Genomic DNA, 23,488 nt, shown 5'->3' on the forward strand with positions numbered 1-23,488 from the left:
CGCCCATGTTCTTACTGTGTTTGTTGCTGTTGCAATGATTCCTCTAATGTTTCGAGGACCATTTTTTGTTCCTGTGGATCTGCGTTTTGCCAGAAGACTTCAAGGAGTACCCCCAGTCCAGGAAGGGTTTTTTCTTCTCCTCCTTGGATTGCATCGACGATGGTGTCTCTCAGTTCGTCCTGGTTGTTGCCAGATACGTTGTGTATGATTGCTTTTCGTAAGTTAAGATTCATCACACATTTCTCCTTTTTGCTAGGATGAGGAATTCATTGTTATCTTGTCTCAAATTGAATTTATTATGTAGGAAAGTTAAGGTATAATGAGACCCTGAATAGTAATTAAAAGGAGCGGATACGATTGAAGTATATTCAATCCTCGAAAAATCCTGTTGTGAAGCAGTGGAAGAAGTTATTGACCAAAAAAGAACGGGACCTCACCCGTACATACATAATTGAAGGCTTTCACCTTGTGGAAGAAGCATTGAAACAGGAGGATACGGTCCTTGAACTGATCCAAGTGGAAGGAATCGATCTTCCTCAGAAATGGAAGGTGGACTCGGTTTCCATGACCATGGTGTCGGATGAAGTTGGAAAAGTCCTTTCAGATACGGAAACATCACAAGGGATTTTTGCTATTTGTAAGCAAAAAGAAGATGAGCATGATCGCGAAAAAGCAGAAACATTCATGCTTCTGGATGGCCTTCAAGATCCCGGGAATATTGGAACCATCATTCGGACGGCCGATGCAGCGGGGATTGATATGGTCGTGTTAGGAAAGGGGACGGTGGATCCATATAACCCTAAGGTTTTGCGCTCTGCACAAGGAGCTCACTTCCACTTACCGATTATCAGAAGGGATCTTACTGAAACCATTCCAGAGTTGAAAGAACGGAACATCCCGGTGTATGGAACAGCCCTGGAAAATGGTGCAGAGTACACAACGATCAAGCCCCAATCTTCTTATGCACTGATAGTGGGTAACGAAGGAAATGGCATGTCGAAAGAACTCTTGACTGAAACCGATCAGAATCTCTATATACCCATTTATGGGAAAAGCGAATCGTTAAATGTAGCGATCGCTGCGGGGGTTTTATTATACTATTTTAAAAATGGGCAGTGAATTTCTTGAAAAGGTTTGAAATTTGCCTGGAAATTAACTATAATAATGCACATATAACTTAAAAAACGTTGAAAGAGGAAAGTAGCACATGACCTTCTTTAAGGGAGAGAATGCCCTGGACTGAAAGCATTCTTAGGAACGCATGATGTGAAGATTTCACCTCTCGAGTTGGCATCGGGACCATTCATTTGATGAATGTAAAGATGCTCCGGCAAAGCCGTTATCCGAATGAAGTGAGCATGTCTGCCTATAAGGTTTTTTGCGAAAGCAAAATAACCATGGGATATGCTTATAAGGGTGGTACCGCGATATAAACCTCGTCCCTTTTTGGGATGGGGTTTTTTTATTTGTTTTTAAACCAATCCAGTACGATCATTCGGACGATATACATTAAAGGAGGAAGTATAAATGGAGGACAAATTACGATCCCTTCAACAAGAAGCAATCGAAAAAGTGAACGAAGCACAGGACTTAAAAGAACTGAACAATATCCGTGTAGCTTATCTGGGTAAAAAAGGACCTGTAACCGAAGCCTTAAAAGGAATGGGGAAACTTTCAGCGGAAGAGCGTCCTAAAATGGGGGCCCTTGCGAATGAAGTACGTGGAGCGATTACAGAAACCATTGAAGCGAAGCAGGCCGTGCTTGAAAAAGAAGCGGTTGAAAAGAAGCTTCAATCTGAAACGATCGATGTTACGTTACCAGGGCGCCCTGTTAAAAAGGGAAATCATCATCCGCTTACGATGATTGTGGAAGAAATTGAAGATTTATTTATCGGAATGGGCTATACCGTTGCTGAAGGACCGGAAGTGGAAAAGGATTATTATAATTTTGAAGCACTGAACCTTCCCAAGGGACACCCGGCCCGTGATATGCAGGATTCTTTTTATATCACTGAAGAAACCCTTCTGCGTACTCATACTTCTCCGGTTCAGGCAAGAACGATGGAACTGGCCAAAGGAAAAGGACCTATTAAAATTATTTGTCCAGGGAAAGTGTATCGTCGTGATACAGATGACGCAACACACTCTCATCAATTCACTCAAATCGAGGGACTCGTCATTGATGAAGACATCCGCATGAGTGACCTGAAAGGAACGCTTAATGTGTTTGCCAAGAAAATGTTCGGCGAAGATCGTGAAATCCGCTTACGCCCAAGCTTCTTCCCGTTCACTGAGCCATCAGTCGAGATGGATATTTCATGTAAAATCTGTGGTGGTAAAGGCTGTCGTGTATGTAAAGGAACTGGATGGATCGAAATTCTTGGAGCAGGAATGGTTCACCCGAACGTACTCGAAATGGCAGGGTTTGATTCAAAGAAATACACAGGATTTGCATTCGGAATGGGACCTGAACGTATTGCCATGCTGAAATACGGAATCGATGATATCCGTCATTTCTACACTAACGACACGCGTTTTGTCACTCAGTTCGGAACAGAAGAGTAAAAGAAAATCGGTAGGAGGTACTAATACATGTTTGTTTCATATAAATGGTTAGAAAATTATGTAGACTTATCGGGTGTCACACCTGAAGAGTTAGCAGAGAAGATTACAAGAAGCGGGATTGAAGTTGAAGGTGTAGAACGAATCGGTGAAGATATCAAAAATGTGGTCGTCGGCCATGTATTACAGTGTGAGCCACATCCGGATGCGGATAAATTAAATAAATGCTTAGTGGATGTAGGAGAAGAAGAACCTGTCCAAATCATTTGCGGTGCACCAAACGTGGCAAAAGGTCAAAAAGTGGCTGTCGCAAAGGTTGGAGCGGTTCTGCCGGGTAACTTCAAAATCAAGAAAGCCAAGCTTCGCGGTGAAGCATCTCACGGGATGATTTGTTCCCTGCAAGAGCTTGGAGTAGAAGGAAAGCTTGTACCGAAAGAACATGCAGAGGGAATTTATGTGTTCTCGGATGAAGCTGAAGTTGGCAGAGATGCAGTGGAATTATTGAATCTTGATGATGCGATTCTTGAATTGGGCTTGACGCCTAATCGTTCTGATTGCTTAAGCATGCTGGGAGTGGCGTATGAAGTAGCAGCCATTTTGGATCGTGAAGTGAAGCTTCCCCAAACGGAGTTATCCGAAGGCAGTGAAAAGGCGTCGGATTATGTATCGGTAAAAGTGGAGGCGAAAGAAGATAACCCTCTATACGGTGCTAAAATCATTAAAGATGTGAAAATCGGTCCAGCTCCATTATGGATGCAAAATGCGTTGATCTCAGCCGGGATCCGACCACATAATAACGTAGTCGATATTACGAATTATGTGTTATTGGAATATGGTCAGCCTCTTCACGCGTTTGATTACGACCGACTTGGTTCAAAAGAGATCCTTGTCCGCCGTGCGACTGAGGGCGAGACATTCGTCACACTTGATGATGCAGAAAGAACCTTATCAAGCAGCCAGCTTGTCATTACAAATGGTACGGAGCCTGTCGCTCTGGCAGGCGTGATGGGTGGAGCGAATTCTGAGGTCCAAAACGATACAACGACTGTCCTTCTTGAGGCAGCTTATTTCACCGGGGCGATTGTCAGAGGGGCCTCCAAAGATCACGGACTGCGTAGTGAAGCGAGCACACGATATGAAAAGGGAGTCGATCCTGATCGTGTCCTGAAAGCAGGGGAGAGAGCTGCGCAACTGATGGCAGAATATGCACAGGGGAAAGTGCTTGAAGGAACGGTATTATTTAACGAACTTGAAGTTGAGCCTGTGAAAGTAGAGATTACGTTAGAAAAAATCAACTCTTCACTAGGAACGTCCATCTCGTCTGACACAGTTGTAGATATCTTCCGTCGACTTCAATTTGACGTAGAAGTCAATGGAGAAACGTTTGTTGTAACGGCTCCTACAAGAAGAGGGGATATTACAATCCCTGAAGATTTACTTGAAGAGGTGGCACGTCTATTCGGTTATGACAACCTTCCGCTGACTCTTCCCAAGGGAGAATCAACACCTGGCGGACTATCGAACCATCAGTTGAAACGCCGTACGGTCCGCCGTTATTTAGAGGGAGCAGGACTCCTGCAAGGGATTACCTATTCACTTACAAACGATAAGAAAGCAACACAATATGCATTAGACGTAAGAGAGCCTGTCCGTTTATTGATGCCGATGAGTGAAGAGCGAAGCAATCTCCGCTTAAGCATCATTCCACAGCTTCTTGAAGTGCTTTCGTACAATAAAGCACGTCAAAATGACTCACTTGCCTTTTATGAAGTGGGATCCGTTTTCTTACAAGAATCAGGAGAAGAGCTGCCTAAAGAAGAGGAGCATATTGCAGGGGCTATGACGGGCCTTTGGCATCTGCATCCTTGGCAGGGAGAAAAGAAGCCTGCTGACTTCTATGTGGCGAAAGGTATCCTTGAAGGACTGTTCGAAGAAATCGGCGTTTCTGAAGCAATTTCTTACCGACAGGCAGCGATAGACGGCATGCATCCGGGAAGAACGGCTGAAATACTATTGGACGATGAAGTCATCGGTTTTGTTGGAGCGATTCATCCTGAAGCGGAAAAAGCCTTGGACCTGAACGAAACCTATGTGTTCGAACTGAAGGCATCACCAATCTTCCATTACGAAAAGCCGGCATTAAGCTACACGCCAATCCCACGCCATCCATCGATTACAAGAGATATCGCCCTGGTAGTCGATACAGAGGTGAAAGCGGGAGAATTGCAATCCATAATTAAAGTCGCAGGAGGCAAGCTGCTGAAAGAAGTATCCGTCTTCGATCTTTATGAAGGGGAACATATGGAAGCAGGCAAGAAATCCCTTGCGTTCTCGTTAAAATACTTCGATCCGGCTAAGACATTAACGGACGAAGAAGTGGTTAAAGTACATGATAAAGTACTGCAAACAGTGAAGGAAAAAGCCGGAGCAGAGTTGAGAGGGTAATACAGCTCAAAGTGGAAGGTGTCAGACAATGGTCTGGCACCTTTTTGCTGTTTGGAGTTGGTTTTGCCTGTTAAAAAATGAACGAATTTTAACAGGCGAATATTGAAGTGATTTCAACAGGAGAACATTCCGGAAATTTCATCAGGAAAATATCATCCATAATTCAACTGGTGAATCCAAGATAACACTGCCATCCAAAGAGAAATCCCCACCGGCATAACCGATGGGGATTTTATTTATTTCCCGGCTAACTTTATCGCCTTTTCACTATTGGCAAAATGCCATTTCGTCATAGATTTTAATTCTTCAATCCCTTTTCGTTTAATGATTTTCGCAGCTGCAACGTCTACATGCTTACCGGCACCTTTAGGTATTTCGACACCAGCTTTTTCACTCAATTTGTCCATTTCCTTTAAGAAGGCGAAACGTGCGATGATTGAGGCAGCGGCTACAGCAAGATGGATGCTTTCACCTTTTGTGCTGAAATACACGCGGTCCCGTTGGATTTTCTTTTGTGCAGAAATATGTTTGTAGTATGTATTCTTTTCGACAAACTGATCAATCAATATTCCTTCAGGTAGTTCCGGGGCCATTTTTTCCAAAAGATTCAGGATCGCCTGATTGTGCAAGAGAGCCTTCATCTTCCCCTGTGTCATTCCTTTGGCTTGCATCGCATTGTATTTAGGGTTATGCAGAATGAGTAGTGAATATGGTATGGCGGCTATTAAATCCCTGGCTATTTTGATGATTTGAGGGTCGGATAAATTTTTGGAATCCTTTACTCCGAGTTCCTTCATAAGGGGAAGGTGCTCTCTCTTCACGTAAGCACTTACCACCGTGATCGGCCCGAAGAAGTCGCCTGTGCCCACTTCATCTGATCCGATGACAGACCAGTCGGCGAAGTTTTCAGGCAGTGTCGTCGTACCCTTGGAAGGCGATTTTACCTTTGGAGCCTCAACTTTGCCCCACTGACTTGATTCTCCTTCTCCGTTAGATCCCTGAAACAACACTTTCCCCGATTTATAGGCAGTGATCGTGCATCCGGATGGCTTTGCTACAAAAACGGCACCCGGTGGCAGTTTGTCCGTTAATACGTTTTTGTAGTGGCCTTTCATTTTCTCGATTGTTTCTTTGTTTGCTTGAATGACGGTATTAGCCAAGTTCCTCTCTCCTTGTGACAAAATTCTTGTATATAATAAAAAATGTGAGCTAATATGACAAATTCCTTCCAAAATCAAAAGATTTCGTGGTATGATTATGTTTAGGATTCTTATGAATGGGGGGCTTTCAGGTTGTCTGAACAACAAAAAAATCGCACCACTGTAGACATATATGGTCAACAATATACGATTGTTGGGACTGAATCAACTAGTCAAATCCGATTTGTTTGTTCTAAAGTGGATGACAAGATGAGAGAAATAAACTCCATGAATCCATCTCTCGACACAAGCAGGCTTGCCGTTCTGACAGCGGTGAATGCCGTAAATGATTATCTCAAACTACAAGAAAAGTTTGAAGAGCTGGAACGAGAAATCAAACGTTTAAAGGATTGAAAAAAAGATGCTGGATTTAGCTTTGTTAATCATCCTGGTGATAGGATTTTTAATAGGTTTAAAACGTGGATTCATTTTGCAGGTGGTCCACATATTCGGATTTATTGTTTCTTTTATTGTAGCATACATATATTATGATCAGCTTGCACCGAAGTTAACATTATGGATTCCTTATCCTGTATTGGACGAGCAATCCACATTGAATATGATTTTTGAGTCGACCAATTTAGATCAGGCTTATTATCGTGTGATCGCATTTGCAATGATTTTCTTCGCAGCTCGGATCATTCTTCAAATCATTGGATCGATGCTCGATTTTGTCGCACATCTTCCTTTATTAAAGCAGTTGAATGTTCTTGGCGGAGGGGTATTAGGCTTTATTGAAGCATATTTAATGATCTTCATACTATTATTCATTGCCGTATTATTGCCGATCGAGTCGGTTCAAACATTCATTAATAACTCATTTATTGCGCAAGCGATGGTTAAACATACTCCTGTTTTCTCTGATTTGGTGAAATCTTGGTGGATTGAATATGTAGCCTGAAGAAGGGGCTGACTATAAGTATGCAATTCAAATTCGTTAGGGATGCCTTGGCGGATTTGTTCATCTTATAAGTCAGTCTTTTTTCTTTTTTTATCAATTTTGCTACTATATAGATGGGATCGTTTTGCTTTTGCAACTGACGGGGAGTCATAAAGGACCCTAATCGTTAATTCTAAGTTAGTAGGTGAATCTCTTGAATAAAAAAGATATTATAAAATTATTAGAGCAAATCGCGATATATATGGAATTGAAAGGCGAGAATTCATTTAAAATCTCTGCCTACCGAAAAGCGGCGGCGGCACTTGAGAATGATGACCGTAGCTTACAGGAAATCAGTGACTTTACGAAGCTGAGCGGAATCGGCAAAGGAACGGCTGGAGTAATCGAGGAATACATAAACGAAGGCACATCTTCTGTCCTTGAAGAGTTAAAGGAAGAGGTTCCAAAGGGATTGATCCCCCTCCTTCAATTACCTGGTTTAGGTGGAAAGAAAATTGCCAAGCTTTATAGTGAACTTGGGGTAGAAAATATAGAAGATCTGGAGCAAGCGTGTAAAGCAAATAAAGTACAAGGTTTAGCAGGCTTCGGTAAGAAGACGGAAGAGAAGATCCTGGCATCCATCGAACAGGTTGGCAAGAGACCTGACCGTCTGCCGATCGCTTTTATGAACGGGATCGCTGAGGAGATTGAAGGTTTTCTTCTCGGTATGGACAGCATCCAAACCTTTTCAAGAGCGGGAAGCTTAAGGAGAATGAGAGAAACCATCAAGGACCTTGATTTCATTCTGGCAACAGAGCATCCCCAAGAAGTAAAAGAAGGTCTGTTGAAGCTGCCCAATATCGTAGAAACCATAGCAGCAGGGGAAACAAAAGTTTCTCTGACTCTTTCGTATCATTGGGATGTCAGCATCGATTTCCGGATCGTAAAGACTGAAGAATATGCTACGGCCCTTCACCATTTTACCGGTTCAAAGGATCATAATGTCCGCATGCGCCAGCTTGCCAAAGAACGCGGGGAAAAGATCAGTGAATATGGCGTAGAGAATAGTGAAACCGGTGAGATACAGACATTTAAAACCGAAGAAGAATTTTATCACCATTTTGATTTGCCCTTGATCCCACCAGAGCTGCGGGAAGATGGGAAAGAAGTGGAAGAGTTCCATAAGGATTATTCCCTCATCACATTACAAGATATAAAAGGGGATCTTCATATGCACTCCACCTGGTCGGATGGTGCATTTTCGATTGAAGAAATGGTAGAGGCTTGCCGTGCCAAAGGTTATCAATACATGGCCATCACAGATCACTCCCAGTACTTACGTGTGGCAAACGGGCTGACTACAGAACGATTACTTAAGCAAATCGATGAAATTAAAGAAATCAACAAGAAGTATGATGATATAGAAGTCCTTTCAGGAATCGAGATGGATATTCTTCCTGATGGTACATTGGATTATGAGGATGAAATTCTTGAAAAAGTAGACCTTGTGATTGCCTCGATTCATTCGAGCTTTTCACAATCCCAAGAAAAGATCATGGAGAGGCTGACCACTGCCCTGAAGAGTGTCCATGTGGATATCATCGCTCATCCAACAGGGAGAATCATTGGCAGAAGAGAAGGTTATGACGTAGATATGGATCTTCTTATCCAGTTGGCGAAAGAAACGGATACGGCATTGGAGCTTAATGCAAATCCGAATCGGCTGGATCTGTCTGCAGAAAATATCCGAAAAGCCCAGGAAAAGAATGTAAAGCTCGTCATCAACACAGATGCACACAGTATCGACCACCTGGAATTCATGAAGGTCGGAATCGGGACAGCTCGAAAAGGCTGGATCAAGAAAGATACTGTCATCAATACATGGGATAAAAAAGAGTTAATCAAATTTATTAAGCGAAACTGATAAAAGGTGGAATACATTCCGTGAATTCTAAAGTATTAAAAACGTTAGAGTTTGATAAAATCAAAGAATTATTAAAGCAATATGCTGCATCTGCACTCGGTCATGCTAAGGTATCTTCTCTCATGCCTTCCGTTGAGTACGAAGAGATTACAGCTCTTCACGAAGAAACAGATGAAGCCATGACCATCCTCAGGTTGAAGGGTCATGCACCATTAGGCGGGATTTTCGATATACGTCCACACGTCAAGCGTGCTCAAATAGGCGGAATGCTGTCCCCTTCTGAATTCGTTCAGGTAGCGAGTACGATCCGAGCCAGCAGGAAGCTGACGCTTTTTGTAGAGGAGTTATTGGAAGAAGAGGTGGACATTCCCCTTCTGCAGGAGAAAATGGGAACGGTCATTCCTCTTCCCTATTTAGAACAGGATATAAGGAAAGTCGTGGATGATAACGGGGAAATCCTTGATACAGCCAGTGAAGCACTCCGCACGATCCGTACTCAGCTACGGGCCAATGAAGGACGGATCCGGGAGAAACTTGAACGAATGATCCGCTCTTCCAATGCTCAAAAAATGTTATCCGATGCGATCATTACCATTCGTAACGATCGATATGTGATTCCGGTTAAACAAGAGTACAGGGGCCAATATGGTGGGATCATTCATGACCAGTCATCATCGGGTCAAACGTTATTTATTGAACCGGAAGCCATCGTTCAATTGAATAATCAACTTCGCGAGCTTCGATTAAAAGAGCAATCTGAAATTGAAAAGATTCTCCGGGAGCTGTCTGAAAGTGTGCAAGAATCAGGAGAGGAGCTGCTCTTGATTGTCAGCGTCCTTTCAGACATTGATTTCATGTTCACCAAAGCGAAGTTCGGACGTTCCATTAAAGGGTCTAAACCGACGATCAATAATGAACGCCGGGTGAGGCTGAACAAAGCACGGCATCCCCTTCTGCCGATAGATGAAGCGGTGGCGAATGACATCGAGTTGGGGACTGACTTTTCTTCCATTGTCATCACAGGGCCAAATACCGGGGGGAAAACCGTTACCCTGAAAACATTGGGATTAACGAGCTTAATGGCACAGGCCGGTCTCCCGATCCCGGCTCTCGATGGATCAGAAGTGGGCGTCTTCCGTACCATCTACGCGGATATCGGAGATGAGCAATCGATTGAACAAAGTTTAAGTACCTTTTCGTCTCATATGGTCAATATCGTGGACATCCTTAAAAAGGTAGATCATGAGAGTTTAGTGCTGTTTGATGAACTGGGTGCCGGTACAGATCCTCAAGAAGGTGCCGCGCTTGCCATCTCCATTTTGGATGAAGTACATGGAACGGGTGCAAGGGTCGTTGCTACCACTCACTATCCTGAATTAAAAGCATATGGGTACAATCGTGAAGGAGTCGTGAATGCAAGTGTGGAATTTAATGTAGAAACATTAAGTCCTACCTATAAGCTTTTGCTCGGGGTCCCGGGAAGAAGTAATGCATTTGAGATTTCGAAGCGTTTAGGGCTTTCAGATTCAGTCATTCAGAGAGCGAAGTCCCATATCGGAACGGATAGTAAAGAAGTGGAAAATATGATTGCTTCCCTCGAAGACAGCAGACGTCAGGGTGAACGGGAGCTTGAGGAAGCCCATGAACTTTTAAGACAAGCCGAGAAAATGCATAAAGATATGCAGAAGCAAATGATGGAGTATTATGAGAAAAAGGATACACTGTACGAAAAAGCTCAACAAAAAGCCACTGAAGTCGTTGAAAAGGCGAAGGCAGAAGCTGAACAAGTGATCAAAGATTTACGAAAAATGCAGCATGAAAAATCAGCTCAAATCAAGGAGCATGAACTGATCCAGGCGAAGAAACAATTGGAAGATGCTACACCGAAATTGAAAACATCCGGTCAAAAGAAGAAAGTCAATCAGGCGAAGCATGAGTTAAAACCAGGGGACGAAGTCAAAGTCTTAAGCTTTGATCAAAAAGGTCACTTGGTCGAACGAGTGTCTGCGAAAGAATGGCAAGTACAGATGGGCATCATGAAAATGAAGGTGAAGGAATCAGATCTTGAATTCATCCAATCTCAACAGAAGGTAGAGACGAAACCACTGGCCACAGTGAAAGGGAAAGATTTTCACGTCAGCCTTGAGCTTGATCTACGTGGTGAGCGTTTCGAAAATGCATTATCCAGAGTGGAGAAATACATCGACGATGCGCTTCTTGCCGGTTATCCCCGCGTTTCCATCATTCATGGGAAAGGTACGGGGGCTTTAAGGCAAGGTGTGCAGGAATACTTAAAAAATCACCGATCGGTCAAAAACATTCGGTTCGGGGATGCAGGTGAAGGCGGAACCGGCGTAACAGTCGTTCAATTCAAATAATAGCCTTTAGACTGCTCATATGTCCTGATTTTCATAGTGAAAATAATAGAGTGGTTTAAATAAAGCGGTAAAGGGAGCTTTACGATGAAGAACTTTTGGGAAAATGAATTTGTTCAAACGGCTGGGAATTATAGCGTGGTCATACTATGTTTGGTCCTGTTCTTAGCTATCTTCGAACTGGTCACAAAGTATAAGAATTGGGAAGAAATAAAAAAAGGCAACTTGGCCGTGGCGATGGCAACTGGTGGGAAAATATTTGGGATTGCGAATATTTTCCGCCACTCCATCAGCCACAATGATACCATCCTGACTACAATCGGATGGGGTGTGTTTGGCTTTTTTCTATTACTGATCGGCTATTTCATTTATGAATTCCTCACACCCAAATTTAAAATCGATGAAGAAATCGCTAATGATAACAGGGCGGTTGGCTTCATTTCATTAGTTATTTCAGTTGGTTTATCCTATGTCATAGGAGCCGGTATATCGTAAGGAGAGGGAATATGGAAACATTGGCAAAGGTATTGCTCACTTTATGTGGGGGCTTTTTACTCGTTGGGATCATTTATATGCTGTTCTTTACGTAACGTTTGAATAACGAGATACAAAACAATCGATGCACTCTGTGAAGAGAGCTTGGAGATTGAAACAATGCTAAAATAATAATAATGTACGAGCAGACTGTCATAGGGTTGAATAGGCAGTCTTTTTTCTTTATTAAAATCATCTGTAAGGAAGGTCAAGCCTGAGAAATAGGAAAAAAGTATCGAGTGGATTGATTTCAAATTGTAACTGAAGTCCCCTTATATTATAATAGTGAATAGAAGAAATTTTCTAAAAATTCACAAGGAGGGATTACAATGAATAAACCATGGTTTGCTGAATATCCAGCAGAGATTCCCACGGAGTTAAATTTAATCGAAAAACCACTGCAGTCCTATTTAACTGAAGCAGCGACCCTTTATAGCAGTAAGGTTGCCATTCAATTTATGGGCAAGGAAATGACCTACACAGAATTACATGAATCCGCACTCAAGTTCGCTCATTACCTTAAGATCCTTGGAATTAAGAAAGACGATCGGGTTGCGATCATGCTGCCGAATACTCCTCAATCCGTAATCGCGTACTATGGCATTCTCTATGCAGGTGGAATTGTCGTACAGACCAATCCTTTATATATGGAAAGGGAAATTGAATACCAAATGAAGGACTCAGGTGCCAAAGTGATGCTGACATTGGATATTTTATATCCAAGAGTGTCAAAAGTAATGAAGAATACCGGACTTGAGCACATTATTGTAACCGCTATCAAAGACTACCTTCCATTTCCTAAAAATCTCATCTACCCATTCATCCAGAAGAAACAATACGGCATTGTTGTGAAAATCGACCACTCAGGACAGAATCATTTATTTACGGAGATCATGAAAACAGCCAAACCGGAAAGTACCGATCATGAATTTGACTTTGAAAACGATGTGGCTCTTCTTCAGTACACAGGCGGGACGACAGGTTTCCCAAAAGGGGTTATGCTTACCCATAAGAACCTTGTCGCCAATGCCTCCATGTGTGATGCGTGGCTTTATAAATGTAAAAAAGGAGAAGAGCGTGTCCTTGGAATTCTTCCATTCTTTCATGTGTACGGTATGACAGCCGTTATGATATTATCCGTCATGCAGGGATATAAAATGATCTTACTCCCTAAATTTGATCCGGAAACAACTTTGAAAACCATTCAAAAGCAGAAACCTACCCTGTTTCCTGGTGCACCTACCATCTATATCGGCCTGCTGAATCATCCTGAACTGAAGAATTATGACTTATCCTCCATCGATTCATGCCTTAGTGGTAGTGCCCCATTGCCTGTTGAAGTGCAGCAGCAATTCGAAGACGTCACCGGCGGGAAACTGGTTGAAGGGTATGGATTGACTGAATCTTCACCTGTCACACATTCCAATTTCCTTTGGGATAAAGAAAGAATAAAGGGAAGCGTCGGAGTTCCTTGGCCAAGTACGGATGCAGCCATCTTCTCACTGGAAACAGGAGAACCGCTTCCACCGAATGAAATGGGTGAAATCGTCGTGAAAGGTCCTCAAGTGATGAAGGGTTACTGGAATCGTCCAGAGGAAACCGAACAAACGTTAAGGGATGGCTGGCTATTGACCGGAGATTTGGGGTATATGGATGAGAGAGGTTACTTCTATGTTGTGGATCGCAAAAAGGATATGATCATTGCGGGAGGATTTAATATTTACCCTCGTGAAATCGAAGAGGTCCTTTATGAACATCCTGCGATTCAAGAGGTTGTAGCTGCAGGTGTTCCGGATGAATACAGAGGAGAAACCGTAAAGGCGTATGTGGTCCTGAAAGAAGGAGAAGTCCTGACAGAGGAAGAACTCAATGAATTTGCCCGTAAATACCTGGCTGCCTACAAGGTGCCCCGGATCTATGAATTTAGAAAAGAGCTTCCCAAAACGGCTGTTGGAAAAATATTACGCAGAGCACTTGTAGAAGAAGAACGCCAAAAAATAGAGGAAGAACAGAAAACAAGTTAAATGAATACCATTGGGCTTTTTCTTTTTGTTGTAAAATGGGACAAGGCATCTCTTCTTGACAAGTAAAGAGAAACCTTTTATTATAAAAATATGAATGAACAGTCATTCATATTTTCTTAAGGCAGGTCAAGAACTCATGAAACGAAATAAACCTAAATACAAGCAAATTATCGATGCTGCTGTTATAGTTATAGCAGAAAATGGTTATCATCAGGCACAAGTATCCAAGATTGCAAAGCAGGCTGGAGTCGCTGATGGAACGATTTATCTCTATTTTAAAAATAAAGAAGATATCCTGATTTCGTTGTTTAAAGAAAAAATGGTACTCTTTGTGGAAAAAATTGAGGAAGTTATAGCAGGAAAACAGACAGTTTCAGAGAAATTATTAGTGATGATTGAAAATCATTGTAAAATTCTGTCGGATGATCACCATCTGGCGATTGTGACACAACTGGAGCTCAGGCAGTCCAATAAAGATATCCGCTTAAAGATCAACGATGTATTAAAAGGATATCTGCAATTAGTCGATAAAATTCTGATTAGCGGAATAGAATCCGGTGAATTTTCAAGTGACCTGGATGTCAGGCTGGCTCGTCAAATGATCTTCGGGACTCTGGATGAAATGGTGACAACGTGGGTGATGAACGAACAGAAATATGACTTAGTAGCTCAAGTCCCTGCTATTCACAAACTATTACTTCATGGGTGTGGCGGCAGGAACTAAATTAGTTTAGGGGGATGAGAGATGGAAAGTTTATCATGGTCATTAGAGGGAAAGGTAGCAACGGTTCTGATCCAAAGACCTCCTGCTAATGCTTTAGCCAGTGGACTTATTAAAGAAATCGATTCAGTTCTGGATGAGCTTGAAGAAAACGCTGAAGTCCGGGTGATCTTACTGAAGGGTGAGGGTCGATTCTTCTCTGCAGGAGCTGACATTAAAGAATTCACAACGATTGAAACGGGTGAAGAATTCTCTAAATTGGCGAAAAAAGGCCAGGACGTTTTTGAACGGATGGAGAACTTTTCAAAGCCGATCATTGCAGCAATCCATGGCGCAGCTCTAGGCGGTGGTTTGGAGCTTGCAATGGGATGTCACATCCGATTGGTAAGCGAGAATGCAAAGCTCGGTCTACCGGAGCTTCAGTTAGGACTTGTACCCGGATTTGCAGGCTCTCAGCGCTTGCCGAAATTGGTTGGAAGAGCAAAAGCGGCAGAAATGCTATTAACGAGTGAGCCAATCAGTGGAACAGAAGCTGTACAGTGGGGACTTGCCAATAAAGCATATCCTGAGGATCAGCTCTTCGATAAAGCGAAGGAAATGGCCGATAAGATAGCGAAGAAAAGCCCAGGGGCGATGAAAGCAGCCATTGAGTTGTTAAGTTATACTAAAGATGATCGTTTCTATGAAGGTGTAATGAGAGAATCGGATCTTTTCGGTGAAATTTTTGTATCAGCTGATGCCAAAGAGGGTATTTCAGCTTTTGTTGAAAAGAGAGAACCGCACTTTAAAGGCTAGAATACATTCTTGTAATATAGTAAACTCTTATTGAGGGGCAGTCTTGAATGTTCAAGCTGCCCATTCAAAGGGGTTAAATTGTCAAAATCTTTTTAAGGGAAAGAATGTTTACATTATTAGGAGGGACTTACGCATGAACATCTATGTACTTTTGAAAAGAACGTTTGATACCGAGGAGAAAATTTCGATCCTAAACGGTCAAATTGCTGAAGATGGAGCTGAATTTATCATAAATCCTTACGATGAATATGCAGTGGAAGAAGCTATTCAAGTTCGCGATGCACATGGTGGAGAAGTGACGGTTGTGACAGTTGGCGGAGAAGAAAGTGAAAAGCAACTGAGAACAGCACTGGCAATGGGTGCAGATAAAGCAGTCCTGATCAACACAGAGGATGACCTTGATCATGGTGATCAATTCACTACAGCCAAAATCCTTGCCCACTATTTGAAAGAACAGGAAGTAGATTTAATCCTGGCAGGTAATGTCGCCATTGACGGTGGATCTGGACAAGTTGGACCACGTGTGGCAGAACAGCTTGATATCCCTTATGTAACTACGATTACGAAATTAGAAATTGATGGCGGAACGGTAACGGTCACACGTGACGTAGAAGGGGATTCAGAAGTAATTGAAACATCCCTGCCTTTACTGGTAACGGCACAGCAAGGATTGAACGAACCACGATATCCATCGCTTCCAGGAATCATGAAAGCGAAGAAAAAGCCACTAGATGAAGTAGAATTGGATGATATTGATTTAGATGAAGATGAAGTAGAAGCGAAGACAAAAACAATTGAAATCTACCTTCCACCGAAGAAGGAAGCAGGTAAAGTATTAGAAGGCGAATTGGATGCTCAAGTATCAGAGCTTGTTTCACTTCTTCGCAATGAAGCGAAAGTTATATAAGTCTGACTCATAGTAATAACTAACATTCAGGGGGTATTTAACATGGCGAGAAAAGTATTAGTACTTGGAGAAGTTCGGGACGGATCATTACGTAATGTTTCCTTTGAAGCGATTGCGGCAGGTAAAACAGTATCTGAAGGCGGAGAAGTAGTAGCCGTTTTAATCGGCAAAAGTGTAAGCGCTTTAGGTGAGGAAATGATTCAATATGGTGCGGACAAAGTAGTGGTTGTGGAAGATGATAAACTGGAGCAGTATACGTCAGATGGCTATTCACAAGCCGTTCTAGCAGTTATCGACCAAGAGAAGCCTGAAGGAATCATCTTCGGACATACTGCACTTGGAAAAGACTTGTCTCCTAAAGTGGCCAGTAAGCTAAGCACAGGATTGATTTCTGATGCAACCGATCTTGAAGAAGCTGGCGGGAACCTGGTATTTACAAGACCGATTTATTCCGGGAAAGCATTTGAAAAGAAAATTGTGACAGGCGGTGTGCTTTTTGCGACGATCCGTCCAAATAACATCGAGCCGTTAGCGAAAGATGAGTCACGTACAGGAGAAGTTTCTTCCCTTTCCGTTGATATTAAAGACTTACGCACAATCATTAAAGAAGTCGTACGTAAAGCAAGCGAAGGTGTGGACCTGTCTGAAGCGAAAGTCATCATCGCCGGCGGACGCGGAGTGAAAAGTGAAGATGGATTCAATCCTCTTAAAGAACTGGCGGATGTTCTTGGTGGAGCTGTTGGAGCATCACGTGGAGCATGTGATGCCGACTATTGTGACTATTCCCTGCAAATTGGTCAAACAGGTAAAGTCGTAACGCCTGACCTATATATTGCATGTGGTATATCTGGAGCTATCCAGCATTTAGCGGGTATGTCGAATTCTAAAGTCATCGTTGCGATCAATAAAGATCCTGAAGCGAACATCTTTAACGTAGCAGATTATGGAATCGTGGGTGACCTGTTCGAAGTGGTACCGATGCTGACTGAAGAGTTTAAAAAGCTTAAAGTATCTTCTTCTTGATTCAATTCACGTTTTGAAGTAGCGTCTATAGGGTATGAACATATTATGTAGTGAAAATAAGGATGCAGCCGGATGGCTGCTCCTTATTTTTCTTCCCTGTATATTCCGTTATCTGAAGGGAATATTACCTACGAGCAGATTAATAGCATCACAAAAAAAACGGTGATATACTAACGTTACATTCAAAGTTTTAGGAGGCGCATATAAATGGCAATTACACATGCTACTGATCAATCATTCTCTACTGAAACAAATTCCGGACTGGTATTAGCGGATTTCTGGGCACCTTGGTGTGGGCCTTGTAAAATGATCGCTCCAGTACTGGAAGAGTTAGATGGAGAAATGGGCGACAAAGTGAAAATCGTCAAAGTTGACGTTGATGAAAATCAGGAAACAGCAGGTAAATACGGGGTTATGAGTATCCCGACTTTAGTTGTCCTTAAAGATGGCGAAGTTGTAGACAAAGTAATCGGTTTCCAACCTAAGGAAGCACTTGCTGAACTATTAAACAAACACGTATAAGATAATCTTTGATACACCGGGCCTCGATTTGTGAGCCCCGGTGTTTTATTGTATTAAACTATCTATCAGACAGTTGGATCCTGAGCATGCAGCCCTGATACTTGTTGCCTTTGACCAAGCCGCCTCGTTTTAAGGGAATCAAAAAAATCAGATAAATGTTAAACCTTAAACCAACTTTAAATTGGAATCCATTCATTGAAAGCCTTACAATAGGCTAAGAAGGAATTCCAGACTGAGTTGGTTTTTATATGAAGAGAAACGAAAAAAAATAAAAAGTGACAAACAATAAAAATGAACTTCCTTTTACTTCACTCTATTCTCCGGGATACCAAAGTGAAAAAATATTCACAGGAACAACTCGATCCTGTTTATTCAACAAACACCGTCTATAACAGGGCAGATAAGAAGGGAGAGAGTCGATGAACCCTACCATTACGAATAAATTAGCTCTATTACCGGATCAACCCGGTTGTTATTTAATGAAAGACAGACAAGGTACGATTATTTATGTGGGGAAAGCGAAAGTATTGAAGAATCGTGTGCGCTCTTATTTCACCGGTTCTCATGATGCCAAGACTCAACGGCTGGTAGGTGAAATCGAGGACTTCGAATACATCATGACTTCATCTGATCTGGAAGCCCTGGTGCTTGAAATGAACCTGATCAAAAAATATGATCCTAAATACAATGTCATGTTAAAGGATGATAAAAGTTATCCGTTTATCAAGTTAACGAACGAGAGACACCCAAGACTTATTACGACCCGCAAAGTCCAAAGGGGGAAAGGGCGTTACTTTGGACCGTATCCCAACGCAGGAGCCGCTAATGAAACAAAAAAGCTTCTGGATCGGCTGTATCCGTTACGAAAATGCACGACCCTTCCTGATCGGGCATGTCTTTACTATCATATGGGTCAGTGTCTTGCTCCTTGTATCAAAGAAGTAAGTAAAGACACTTATAGAGAAATGACTGACGAAATTTCCAGGTTCCTGAATGGCGGATATAAAGATATCAAGAATCAATTAACGGTGAAAATGAATGAAGCAGCAGAGAATCTGGAATTTGAGAGAGCGAAGGAATTCCGCGATCAAATCCTTCACATTGAAGCGACAATGGAGAAGCAAAAGATGACCATGACCGATTTCACTGATCGGGATGTGTTCGGATATTCCGTTGATAAAGGCTGGATGTGTGTTCAGGTATTCTTTGTGCGTCAAGGTAAGCTCATTGAGCGGGATGTGTCACTCTTCCCACTCTATAATGAACCCGAGGACGAATTTCTGACTTTCTTAGGTCAGTTTTATTCGAAATCCAATCATTTTAAGCCAAAGGAACTTTTCTTGCCTGAGGAGATTGATGAAGAATTGGCGGCTAAGCTGATCGAGGTGAAAATCACCAAGCCTAAACGTGGAAAGAAGAAAGAGTTGGTCAAGCTTGCCGAAAAGAATGCGAAACAGGCACTTGAAGAAAAGTTCGCCTTGATTGAAAGAGATGAAGAACGGACGATCAAGGCGATCGAACGTCTCGGGGAGCATATGGGCATTTATACTCCTTTCCGGATCGAAGCATTTGATAACTCGAATATCCAGGGTTCGGACCCTGTGTCTGCGATGATTGTATTCCTCGACGGGAAACCTGCGAAGAAAGAGTATCGAAAGTATAAGATTAAAACCGTGAAGGGGCCTGATGATTATGAATCCATGCGGGAGGTCGTACGCAGACGGTACTCGAGAGTTTTAAAAGATGGTCTTCCTTTACCCGATCTCATTATCATCGATGGGGGAAAAGGGCAGATTGAAGCGGCGAGGGATGTCATTGAGAATGAATTGGGGTTGGATATCCCACTTGGCGGCCTTGCAAAAGATGATAAGCATCAGACATCGGAACTGCTGTATGGGAATCCATTGCAAATCGTTCCTCTTGAAAAGAGAAGCCAGGAATTCTACTTACTACAGAGGATCCAGGATGAAGTCCACCGATTTGCCATCACCTTCCACAGACAGCTCAGAGGAAAAAGCGCATTCCAGTCTACCCTCGACGACATTGACGGCATAGGACCGAAACGGAAGAAGCAGCTTCTCAAGCACTTTGGCTCCATGAAGAAGATGAAAGAAGCAACGGTGGAGGAATTTATTGAGATAGGGATTCCGGAAGCCGTGGCTAAGGAATTGGCTGAGAAGTTGAAGTAAGTAATAGTAAAACAAGTAAGAATGTGTTTTCTTTTGATTGGGCTTATATTTAAAAGAGTGTTGTTTTTATAATGGTTTTGTTTCGAAGTAACTGGTTGACTATGATAGTTGATTGGAGCGGAAAGCGAGCACCTGTAGCGGAAATCAACCACTACTCGCTCCTACTAACTATCAAAAAGGTTTACGACGTGAAACAAAAAATGAATTTTATTTTGAATTGTGCATTGAATCACAATTTTTTGTATGCTATAATTAACGAAAATTTATAACATTATCACTTTTTAAAGTGGTGATAGAGGTGCGAACTTCAAAAGTACAGGTAAAGAGGAGTATGAGCTCTGTTGAGATGCCTGGAAAGGGGAGAGTCGCCGAAGTGGTTTCGGTCTCATGCTGATTCCGCTGGTTCTACGTTTAAGAAATGTAGGATTGTCAAGATGATTCAATCTTGGAGAGCTATCTCACAATGCCCATGAACCTATTTAGTATGTTCTGCTGTATGTTCATAAAGCAATGAGATATTATTCTCATTGCTTTTTTTATTATCCAGCGCAGGTGATGAACCTGTTCCATGAACGTTTAGGATGATTGTGATTGTACTCTTCACCATCAAAGAATGAGTCTTAACCAAGCACTCGAGTGAGAAAGAGGGAGAAGCAGTGAGTATTATTGTTCAAAAATTCGGTGGGACTTCAGTAGGTTCTGTGGAAAGAATTCAAAATGTTGCGTCAAGAATCGCAGAAGAAAAAGAAAGAGGAAATGATGTTGTGGTCGTGGTATCTGCCATGGGGAAAACGACGGATACACTCGTTGGATTGGCAAGGGAAATTACATCGCAACCAAGTAAGAGAGAAATGGATATGCTTCTCTCTACAGGGGAGCAAGTCACCATTTCGCTCCTCACGATGGCCCTGATTCAATCCGGACATGATGCCATCTCATTCACAGGCTGGCAGGCCGGGATCGAGACGGAGTCCGTTCACAGTAATGCGAGGATCACCAATATCCATACTGAAAAGATGTTGAGTCACCTTCAATCGGGAAGAGTGGTGATCGTAGCGGGATTCCAAGGGATGACGGAATCTGGGGAAATTACAACTCTCGGTCGTGGCGGATCGGATACAACCGCCGTGGCGATCGCGGCTGCCCTGAAAGCAGAGCGCTGTGATATTTATACAGATGTAGACGGGGTATACACAACGGACCCGCGTTATATTAAAGGAGCAAGGAAATTACCGTCCATTTCATATGATGAAATGTTGGAACTCGCTAATTTAGGGGCTGGAGTCCTGCATCCACGGGCAGTGGAATTTGCCAAGAATTATCAAATTCCGTTAGAAGTCAGATCCAGTATTGAGAAAATTGAAGGAACGTATATTGAGGAGGAAGCAAGCATGGAACAAAACCTGATCGTGAGAGGCGTAGCATTTGAAGGTGAAATCACACGTGTAACTGTATTTGGACTAGGAAACGCATTAACGGGACTATCTTCAGTGTTTACCACCTTAGCCAAAAATCACTTGAATGTAGATATTATCATTCAAAGCCAAACCGATCAGAATACGACCAATTTATCATTCTCTATTAAAGAACAGGACCTGGTGGAAACCCTTGCTGTTCTGGAACGAAACAAAGAGCAATTAGGCTTTACCCATGTTGAGCATGAAAGTGAGCTTGCAAAAGTATCGATCGTTGGCTCCGGTATGATCTCAAATCCAGGTGTGGCAGCGGAAATGTTCGAAGTGTTAGCTCAAAACGACATTGTGGTGAAAATGGTCAGCACGTCTGAAATCAAAGTATCTGCTGTCGTAGACGAGGAAAATATGCAAAAAGCAGCAGGCGTCCTACATACTGCATTTAACCTGGATGCGGTGAAGATGGAAGAAATCACGTTATAATACTAAAGGAGCAAAAAGCGGAACAAGTGAAAAAGGGTTGCCTGTCATGGGCAACCCTTTATTAGAGTAGGAAAAGGATGTCGGTAAGGACTACTCTACTTTATCTTTCTCGTCCCATCTTACAATCACTTTCACTGAATGACTCCGTTTATGTAGTTCGTCGGCAGCCTCTGCCACACATTTCTTTTGTAACTGTACTTGTTCGGCTAGAAAGCCCGTTTCCAGTTTGAATGTTACATCCGACTTTAAGGCAAGGCGTCGTTCTAACACCGGTCCGCTTATTTCAAAGGTCATCTCATTCTTTTTTTGTTCCAGCAGTGTAAGAGTTCCCCAGCCGGCTTCAGCGAAAAACGATATCAGTTCCTCTGATGACTGAAGGGGGAATTTCCGAGAGAGCTGTTTTCCACCCCAGTATAATATATCGGGTGTATGCTTTCCTAAAATTTCTGGAATCAATATGTCACGTAACATTTCATATCCGAAGATTGGAACGGACGGTTGATGTACTTCTTCTTTTTTCTGTTCCAAGTAAATCCCCTCTTTCTATAAAACTATTATATACATGAAAAGTGGATTTATCATCCCATACCTTGAAAAATGACCTTGGGATATTTTGGTGATATAATTTTTATTTGATATTTATTTGAATTTTCGAACATTTAACGTGGCAATACCTCATCTTTTCTGTTATCAATAAATTGAAAATATTTTTGCGGTATTGTCGAAATTATGTATACGTTTTCTTGACGCTTCCACTCCTTGGGAGTAAAATGGACATGTCACATTATTGTTACAATATAAAATATGTATCGTCGTCTAATCATTCTTGAAAATTCATTAGAAAACGAATTCATATTTTATCATTAAGGGGGGTAAATCATGGCTGGAAATCGAGAATTTAATTATCGCAGGCTTCATTCATTGCTAGGTGTTATTCCAGTTGGATTATTTTTAACACAACATTTAGTCGTGAACCATTTTGCCACTGGCGGGGAAGAATCATTTAACCAGGCGGCACACTTCATGGAAAGTTTACCTTTCCGTTATATCCTTGAAATTTTTATCATCTTCCTTCCATTGTATTTCCATGCAATCTACGGAATTTACATTGCATTCACGTCTAAGAACAATGCAAGTAAGTTTGGTTATTTCCGTAACTGGATGTTTTTACTTCAACGTGTGTCTGGAGTAATCACATTTATTTTTGTTACTTGGCATGTATGGGAAACAAGGGTAGCAGCAGCATTTGGGGCTGAAGTGAACTTTCAAATGATGGAAAACATCTTATCTAATCCATTTATGCTAGGATTTTATGTGCTGGGTGTTCTTTCAACGATCTTCCACTTTGCGAATGGTTTATGGTCATTCTGCGTGAGCTGGGGAATTACAGTTTCACCTCGTTCTCAATTAATTGCTACATATGTTACGATCGGAATCTTTGTAGCGTTATCGGTTGTCGGTATGCGTGCAATTTTTGCCTTCGTATAAGAAGA

The 23,488-nt window shown here is 42.2% G+C and carries 20 protein-coding genes and 1 riboswitch; of the genes, 17 read left to right on the top strand and 3 right to left on the bottom strand.

The window, feature by feature from the left end; all coding sequences use genetic code 11:
- Positions 1-11: 11 nt before the first annotated feature.
- On the bottom strand, positions 12-233 hold the full coding sequence (gene sspI, locus RSX31_RS09830) for a small acid-soluble spore protein SspI (protein WP_113969566.1): 222 nt from the start codon (positions 231-233) through the stop codon (positions 12-14).
- Between the two features lie 124 nt (positions 234-357).
- On the opposite strand from sspI, the gene RSX31_RS09835 reads away from it, so the two are divergent.
- The 3 genes from RSX31_RS09835 to pheT all read left to right on the top strand — a co-directional run bounded on the left by RSX31_RS09835 (position 358) and on the right by pheT (position 5,007).
- Positions 358-1,119, top strand: a complete 762-nt coding sequence (locus RSX31_RS09835; protein WP_315634430.1) for a TrmH family RNA methyltransferase — start codon at positions 358-360, stop codon at positions 1,117-1,119.
- A 408-nt stretch (positions 1,120-1,527) separates the two neighbouring features.
- Positions 1,528-2,565, top strand: coding sequence for a phenylalanine--tRNA ligase subunit alpha (pheS, locus tag RSX31_RS09840; RefSeq protein WP_148969878.1), 1,038 nt, complete (start codon positions 1,528-1,530; stop codon positions 2,563-2,565).
- Positions 2,566-2,592: 27 nt separating this feature from the next.
- Positions 2,593-5,007: a phenylalanine--tRNA ligase subunit beta gene (gene pheT, locus RSX31_RS09845; protein ID WP_315634431.1), complete on the top strand. Its 2,415-nt coding sequence runs from the start codon at positions 2,593-2,595 to the stop codon at positions 5,005-5,007.
- Positions 5,008-5,243: 236 nt separating this feature from the next.
- Here pheT and rnhC read toward each other — a convergent pair whose 3' ends face one another.
- Positions 5,244-6,167 carry a ribonuclease HIII gene (gene rnhC / locus RSX31_RS09850; RefSeq protein ID WP_315634432.1) on the bottom strand — a complete coding sequence of 308 codons (924 nt, stop codon included), beginning with the start codon at positions 6,165-6,167 and terminating at the stop codon, positions 5,244-5,246.
- Positions 6,168-6,299: 132 nt separating this feature from the next.
- Here rnhC and zapA point away from each other — a divergent pair, with 132 nt between their 5' ends.
- The 13 genes from zapA to RSX31_RS09915 all read left to right on the top strand — a co-directional run bounded on the left by zapA (position 6,300) and on the right by RSX31_RS09915 (position 21,995).
- Positions 6,300-6,560 carry a cell division protein ZapA gene (zapA, locus tag RSX31_RS09855; RefSeq protein WP_148969875.1) on the top strand — a complete coding sequence of 87 codons (261 nt, stop codon included), beginning with the start codon at positions 6,300-6,302 and terminating at the stop codon, positions 6,558-6,560.
- 7 nt (positions 6,561-6,567) lie between these two features.
- Positions 6,568-7,107, top strand: coding sequence for a CvpA family protein (locus tag RSX31_RS09860; protein WP_148995901.1), 540 nt, complete (start codon positions 6,568-6,570; stop codon positions 7,105-7,107).
- Positions 7,108-7,300: 193 nt separating this feature from the next.
- A complete protein-coding gene (gene polX / locus RSX31_RS09865) occupies positions 7,301-9,010 on the top strand; it encodes a DNA polymerase/3'-5' exonuclease PolX (RefSeq protein WP_315634433.1) in 1,710 nt (569 codons plus the stop codon).
- A 20-nt stretch (positions 9,011-9,030) separates the two neighbouring features.
- Complete coding sequence (locus tag RSX31_RS09870; RefSeq protein ID WP_282138743.1) at positions 9,031-11,388, top strand: endonuclease MutS2; 2,358 nt, start codon at positions 9,031-9,033, stop codon at positions 11,386-11,388.
- Between the two features lie 84 nt (positions 11,389-11,472).
- A complete protein-coding gene (locus RSX31_RS09875) occupies positions 11,473-11,880 on the top strand; it encodes a DUF350 domain-containing protein (protein ID WP_148969871.1) in 408 nt (135 codons plus the stop codon).
- 368 nt (positions 11,881-12,248) lie between these two features.
- Entirely contained in the window at positions 12,249-13,943 is a 1,695-nt protein-coding gene (locus tag RSX31_RS09880) for a long-chain-fatty-acid--CoA ligase (protein WP_397548086.1), read from the top strand.
- A 136-nt stretch (positions 13,944-14,079) separates the two neighbouring features.
- On the top strand, positions 14,080-14,667 hold the full coding sequence (locus RSX31_RS09885; protein ID WP_113969555.1) for a TetR/AcrR family transcriptional regulator: 588 nt from the start codon (positions 14,080-14,082) through the stop codon (positions 14,665-14,667).
- Between the two features lie 21 nt (positions 14,668-14,688).
- A complete protein-coding gene (locus tag RSX31_RS09890) occupies positions 14,689-15,459 on the top strand; it encodes an enoyl-CoA hydratase (protein WP_148969869.1) in 771 nt (256 codons plus the stop codon).
- 133 nt (positions 15,460-15,592) lie between these two features.
- Entirely contained in the window at positions 15,593-16,366 is a 774-nt protein-coding gene (locus RSX31_RS09895) for an electron transfer flavoprotein subunit beta/FixA family protein (protein ID WP_315634434.1), read from the top strand.
- A gap of 42 nt (positions 16,367-16,408) precedes the next feature.
- Complete coding sequence (locus tag RSX31_RS09900) at positions 16,409-17,389, top strand: electron transfer flavoprotein subunit alpha/FixB family protein (RefSeq protein ID WP_315634435.1); 981 nt, start codon at positions 16,409-16,411, stop codon at positions 17,387-17,389.
- Positions 17,390-17,596: 207 nt separating this feature from the next.
- Positions 17,597-17,911: a thioredoxin gene (gene trxA, locus RSX31_RS09905; protein WP_148969866.1), complete on the top strand. Its 315-nt coding sequence runs from the start codon at positions 17,597-17,599 to the stop codon at positions 17,909-17,911.
- 419 nt (positions 17,912-18,330) lie between these two features.
- The gene (gene uvrC / locus RSX31_RS09910; RefSeq protein ID WP_315634436.1) at positions 18,331-20,100 is read left to right on the top strand and encodes an excinuclease ABC subunit UvrC; all 1,770 of its coding nucleotides are present in this window, start codon (positions 18,331-18,333) and stop codon (positions 20,098-20,100) included.
- Positions 20,101-20,385: 285 nt separating this feature from the next.
- Positions 20,386-20,564: riboswitch (Lysine riboswitch) on the top strand.
- A 192-nt stretch (positions 20,565-20,756) separates the two neighbouring features.
- Complete coding sequence (locus RSX31_RS09915; RefSeq protein WP_148969864.1) at positions 20,757-21,995, top strand: aspartate kinase; 1,239 nt, start codon at positions 20,757-20,759, stop codon at positions 21,993-21,995.
- A 90-nt stretch (positions 21,996-22,085) separates the two neighbouring features.
- Here RSX31_RS09915 and RSX31_RS09920 read toward each other — a convergent pair whose 3' ends face one another.
- On the bottom strand, positions 22,086-22,523 hold the full coding sequence (locus RSX31_RS09920; protein WP_262371960.1) for a YslB family protein: 438 nt from the start codon (positions 22,521-22,523) through the stop codon (positions 22,086-22,088).
- A 351-nt stretch (positions 22,524-22,874) separates the two neighbouring features.
- On the opposite strand from RSX31_RS09920, the gene RSX31_RS09925 reads away from it, so the two are divergent.
- Positions 22,875-23,483, top strand: coding sequence for a succinate dehydrogenase cytochrome b558 subunit (locus RSX31_RS09925; RefSeq protein WP_148969863.1), 609 nt, complete (start codon positions 22,875-22,877; stop codon positions 23,481-23,483).
- Positions 23,484-23,488: the final 5 nt, after the last annotated feature.

This window comes from Rossellomorea yichunensis (assembly GCF_032337515.1).
GTDB lineage: Bacteria > Bacillota > Bacilli > Bacillales > Bacillaceae_B > Rossellomorea > Rossellomorea yichunensis.

Excerpts from the sequence above, each read along its gene's own strand:
- RSX31_RS09900 (WP_315634435.1), top strand. The coding sequence starts at position 16,409 with ATGGCGAGAAAAGTATTAGTACTTGGAGAAGTTCGGGACGGATCATTA.
- pheS (WP_148969878.1), top strand. The coding sequence starts at position 1,528 with ATGGAGGACAAATTACGATCCCTTCAACAAGAAGCAATCGAAAAAGTG.
- RSX31_RS09880 (WP_397548086.1), top strand. The coding sequence starts at position 12,249 with ATGAATAAACCATGGTTTGCTGAATATCCAGCAGAGATTCCCACGGAG.
- uvrC (WP_315634436.1), top strand. The coding sequence starts at position 18,331 with ATGAACCCTACCATTACGAATAAATTAGCTCTATTACCGGATCAACCC.
- trxA (WP_148969866.1), top strand. The coding sequence starts at position 17,597 with ATGGCAATTACACATGCTACTGATCAATCATTCTCTACTGAAACAAAT.
- pheT (WP_315634431.1), top strand. The coding sequence starts at position 2,593 with ATGTTTGTTTCATATAAATGGTTAGAAAATTATGTAGACTTATCGGGT.
- RSX31_RS09895 (WP_315634434.1), top strand. The coding sequence starts at position 15,593 with ATGAACATCTATGTACTTTTGAAAAGAACGTTTGATACCGAGGAGAAA.
- RSX31_RS09925 (WP_148969863.1), top strand. The coding sequence starts at position 22,875 with ATGGCTGGAAATCGAGAATTTAATTATCGCAGGCTTCATTCATTGCTA.
- RSX31_RS09890 (WP_148969869.1), top strand. The coding sequence starts at position 14,689 with ATGGAAAGTTTATCATGGTCATTAGAGGGAAAGGTAGCAACGGTTCTG.
- RSX31_RS09885 (WP_113969555.1), top strand. The coding sequence starts at position 14,080 with ATGAAACGAAATAAACCTAAATACAAGCAAATTATCGATGCTGCTGTT.
- RSX31_RS09860 (WP_148995901.1), top strand. The coding sequence starts at position 6,568 with ATGCTGGATTTAGCTTTGTTAATCATCCTGGTGATAGGATTTTTAATA.
- sspI (WP_113969566.1), bottom strand. The coding sequence starts at position 233 with ATGAATCTTAACTTACGAAAAGCAATCATACACAACGTATCTGGCAAC.
- RSX31_RS09875 (WP_148969871.1), top strand. The coding sequence starts at position 11,473 with ATGAAGAACTTTTGGGAAAATGAATTTGTTCAAACGGCTGGGAATTAT.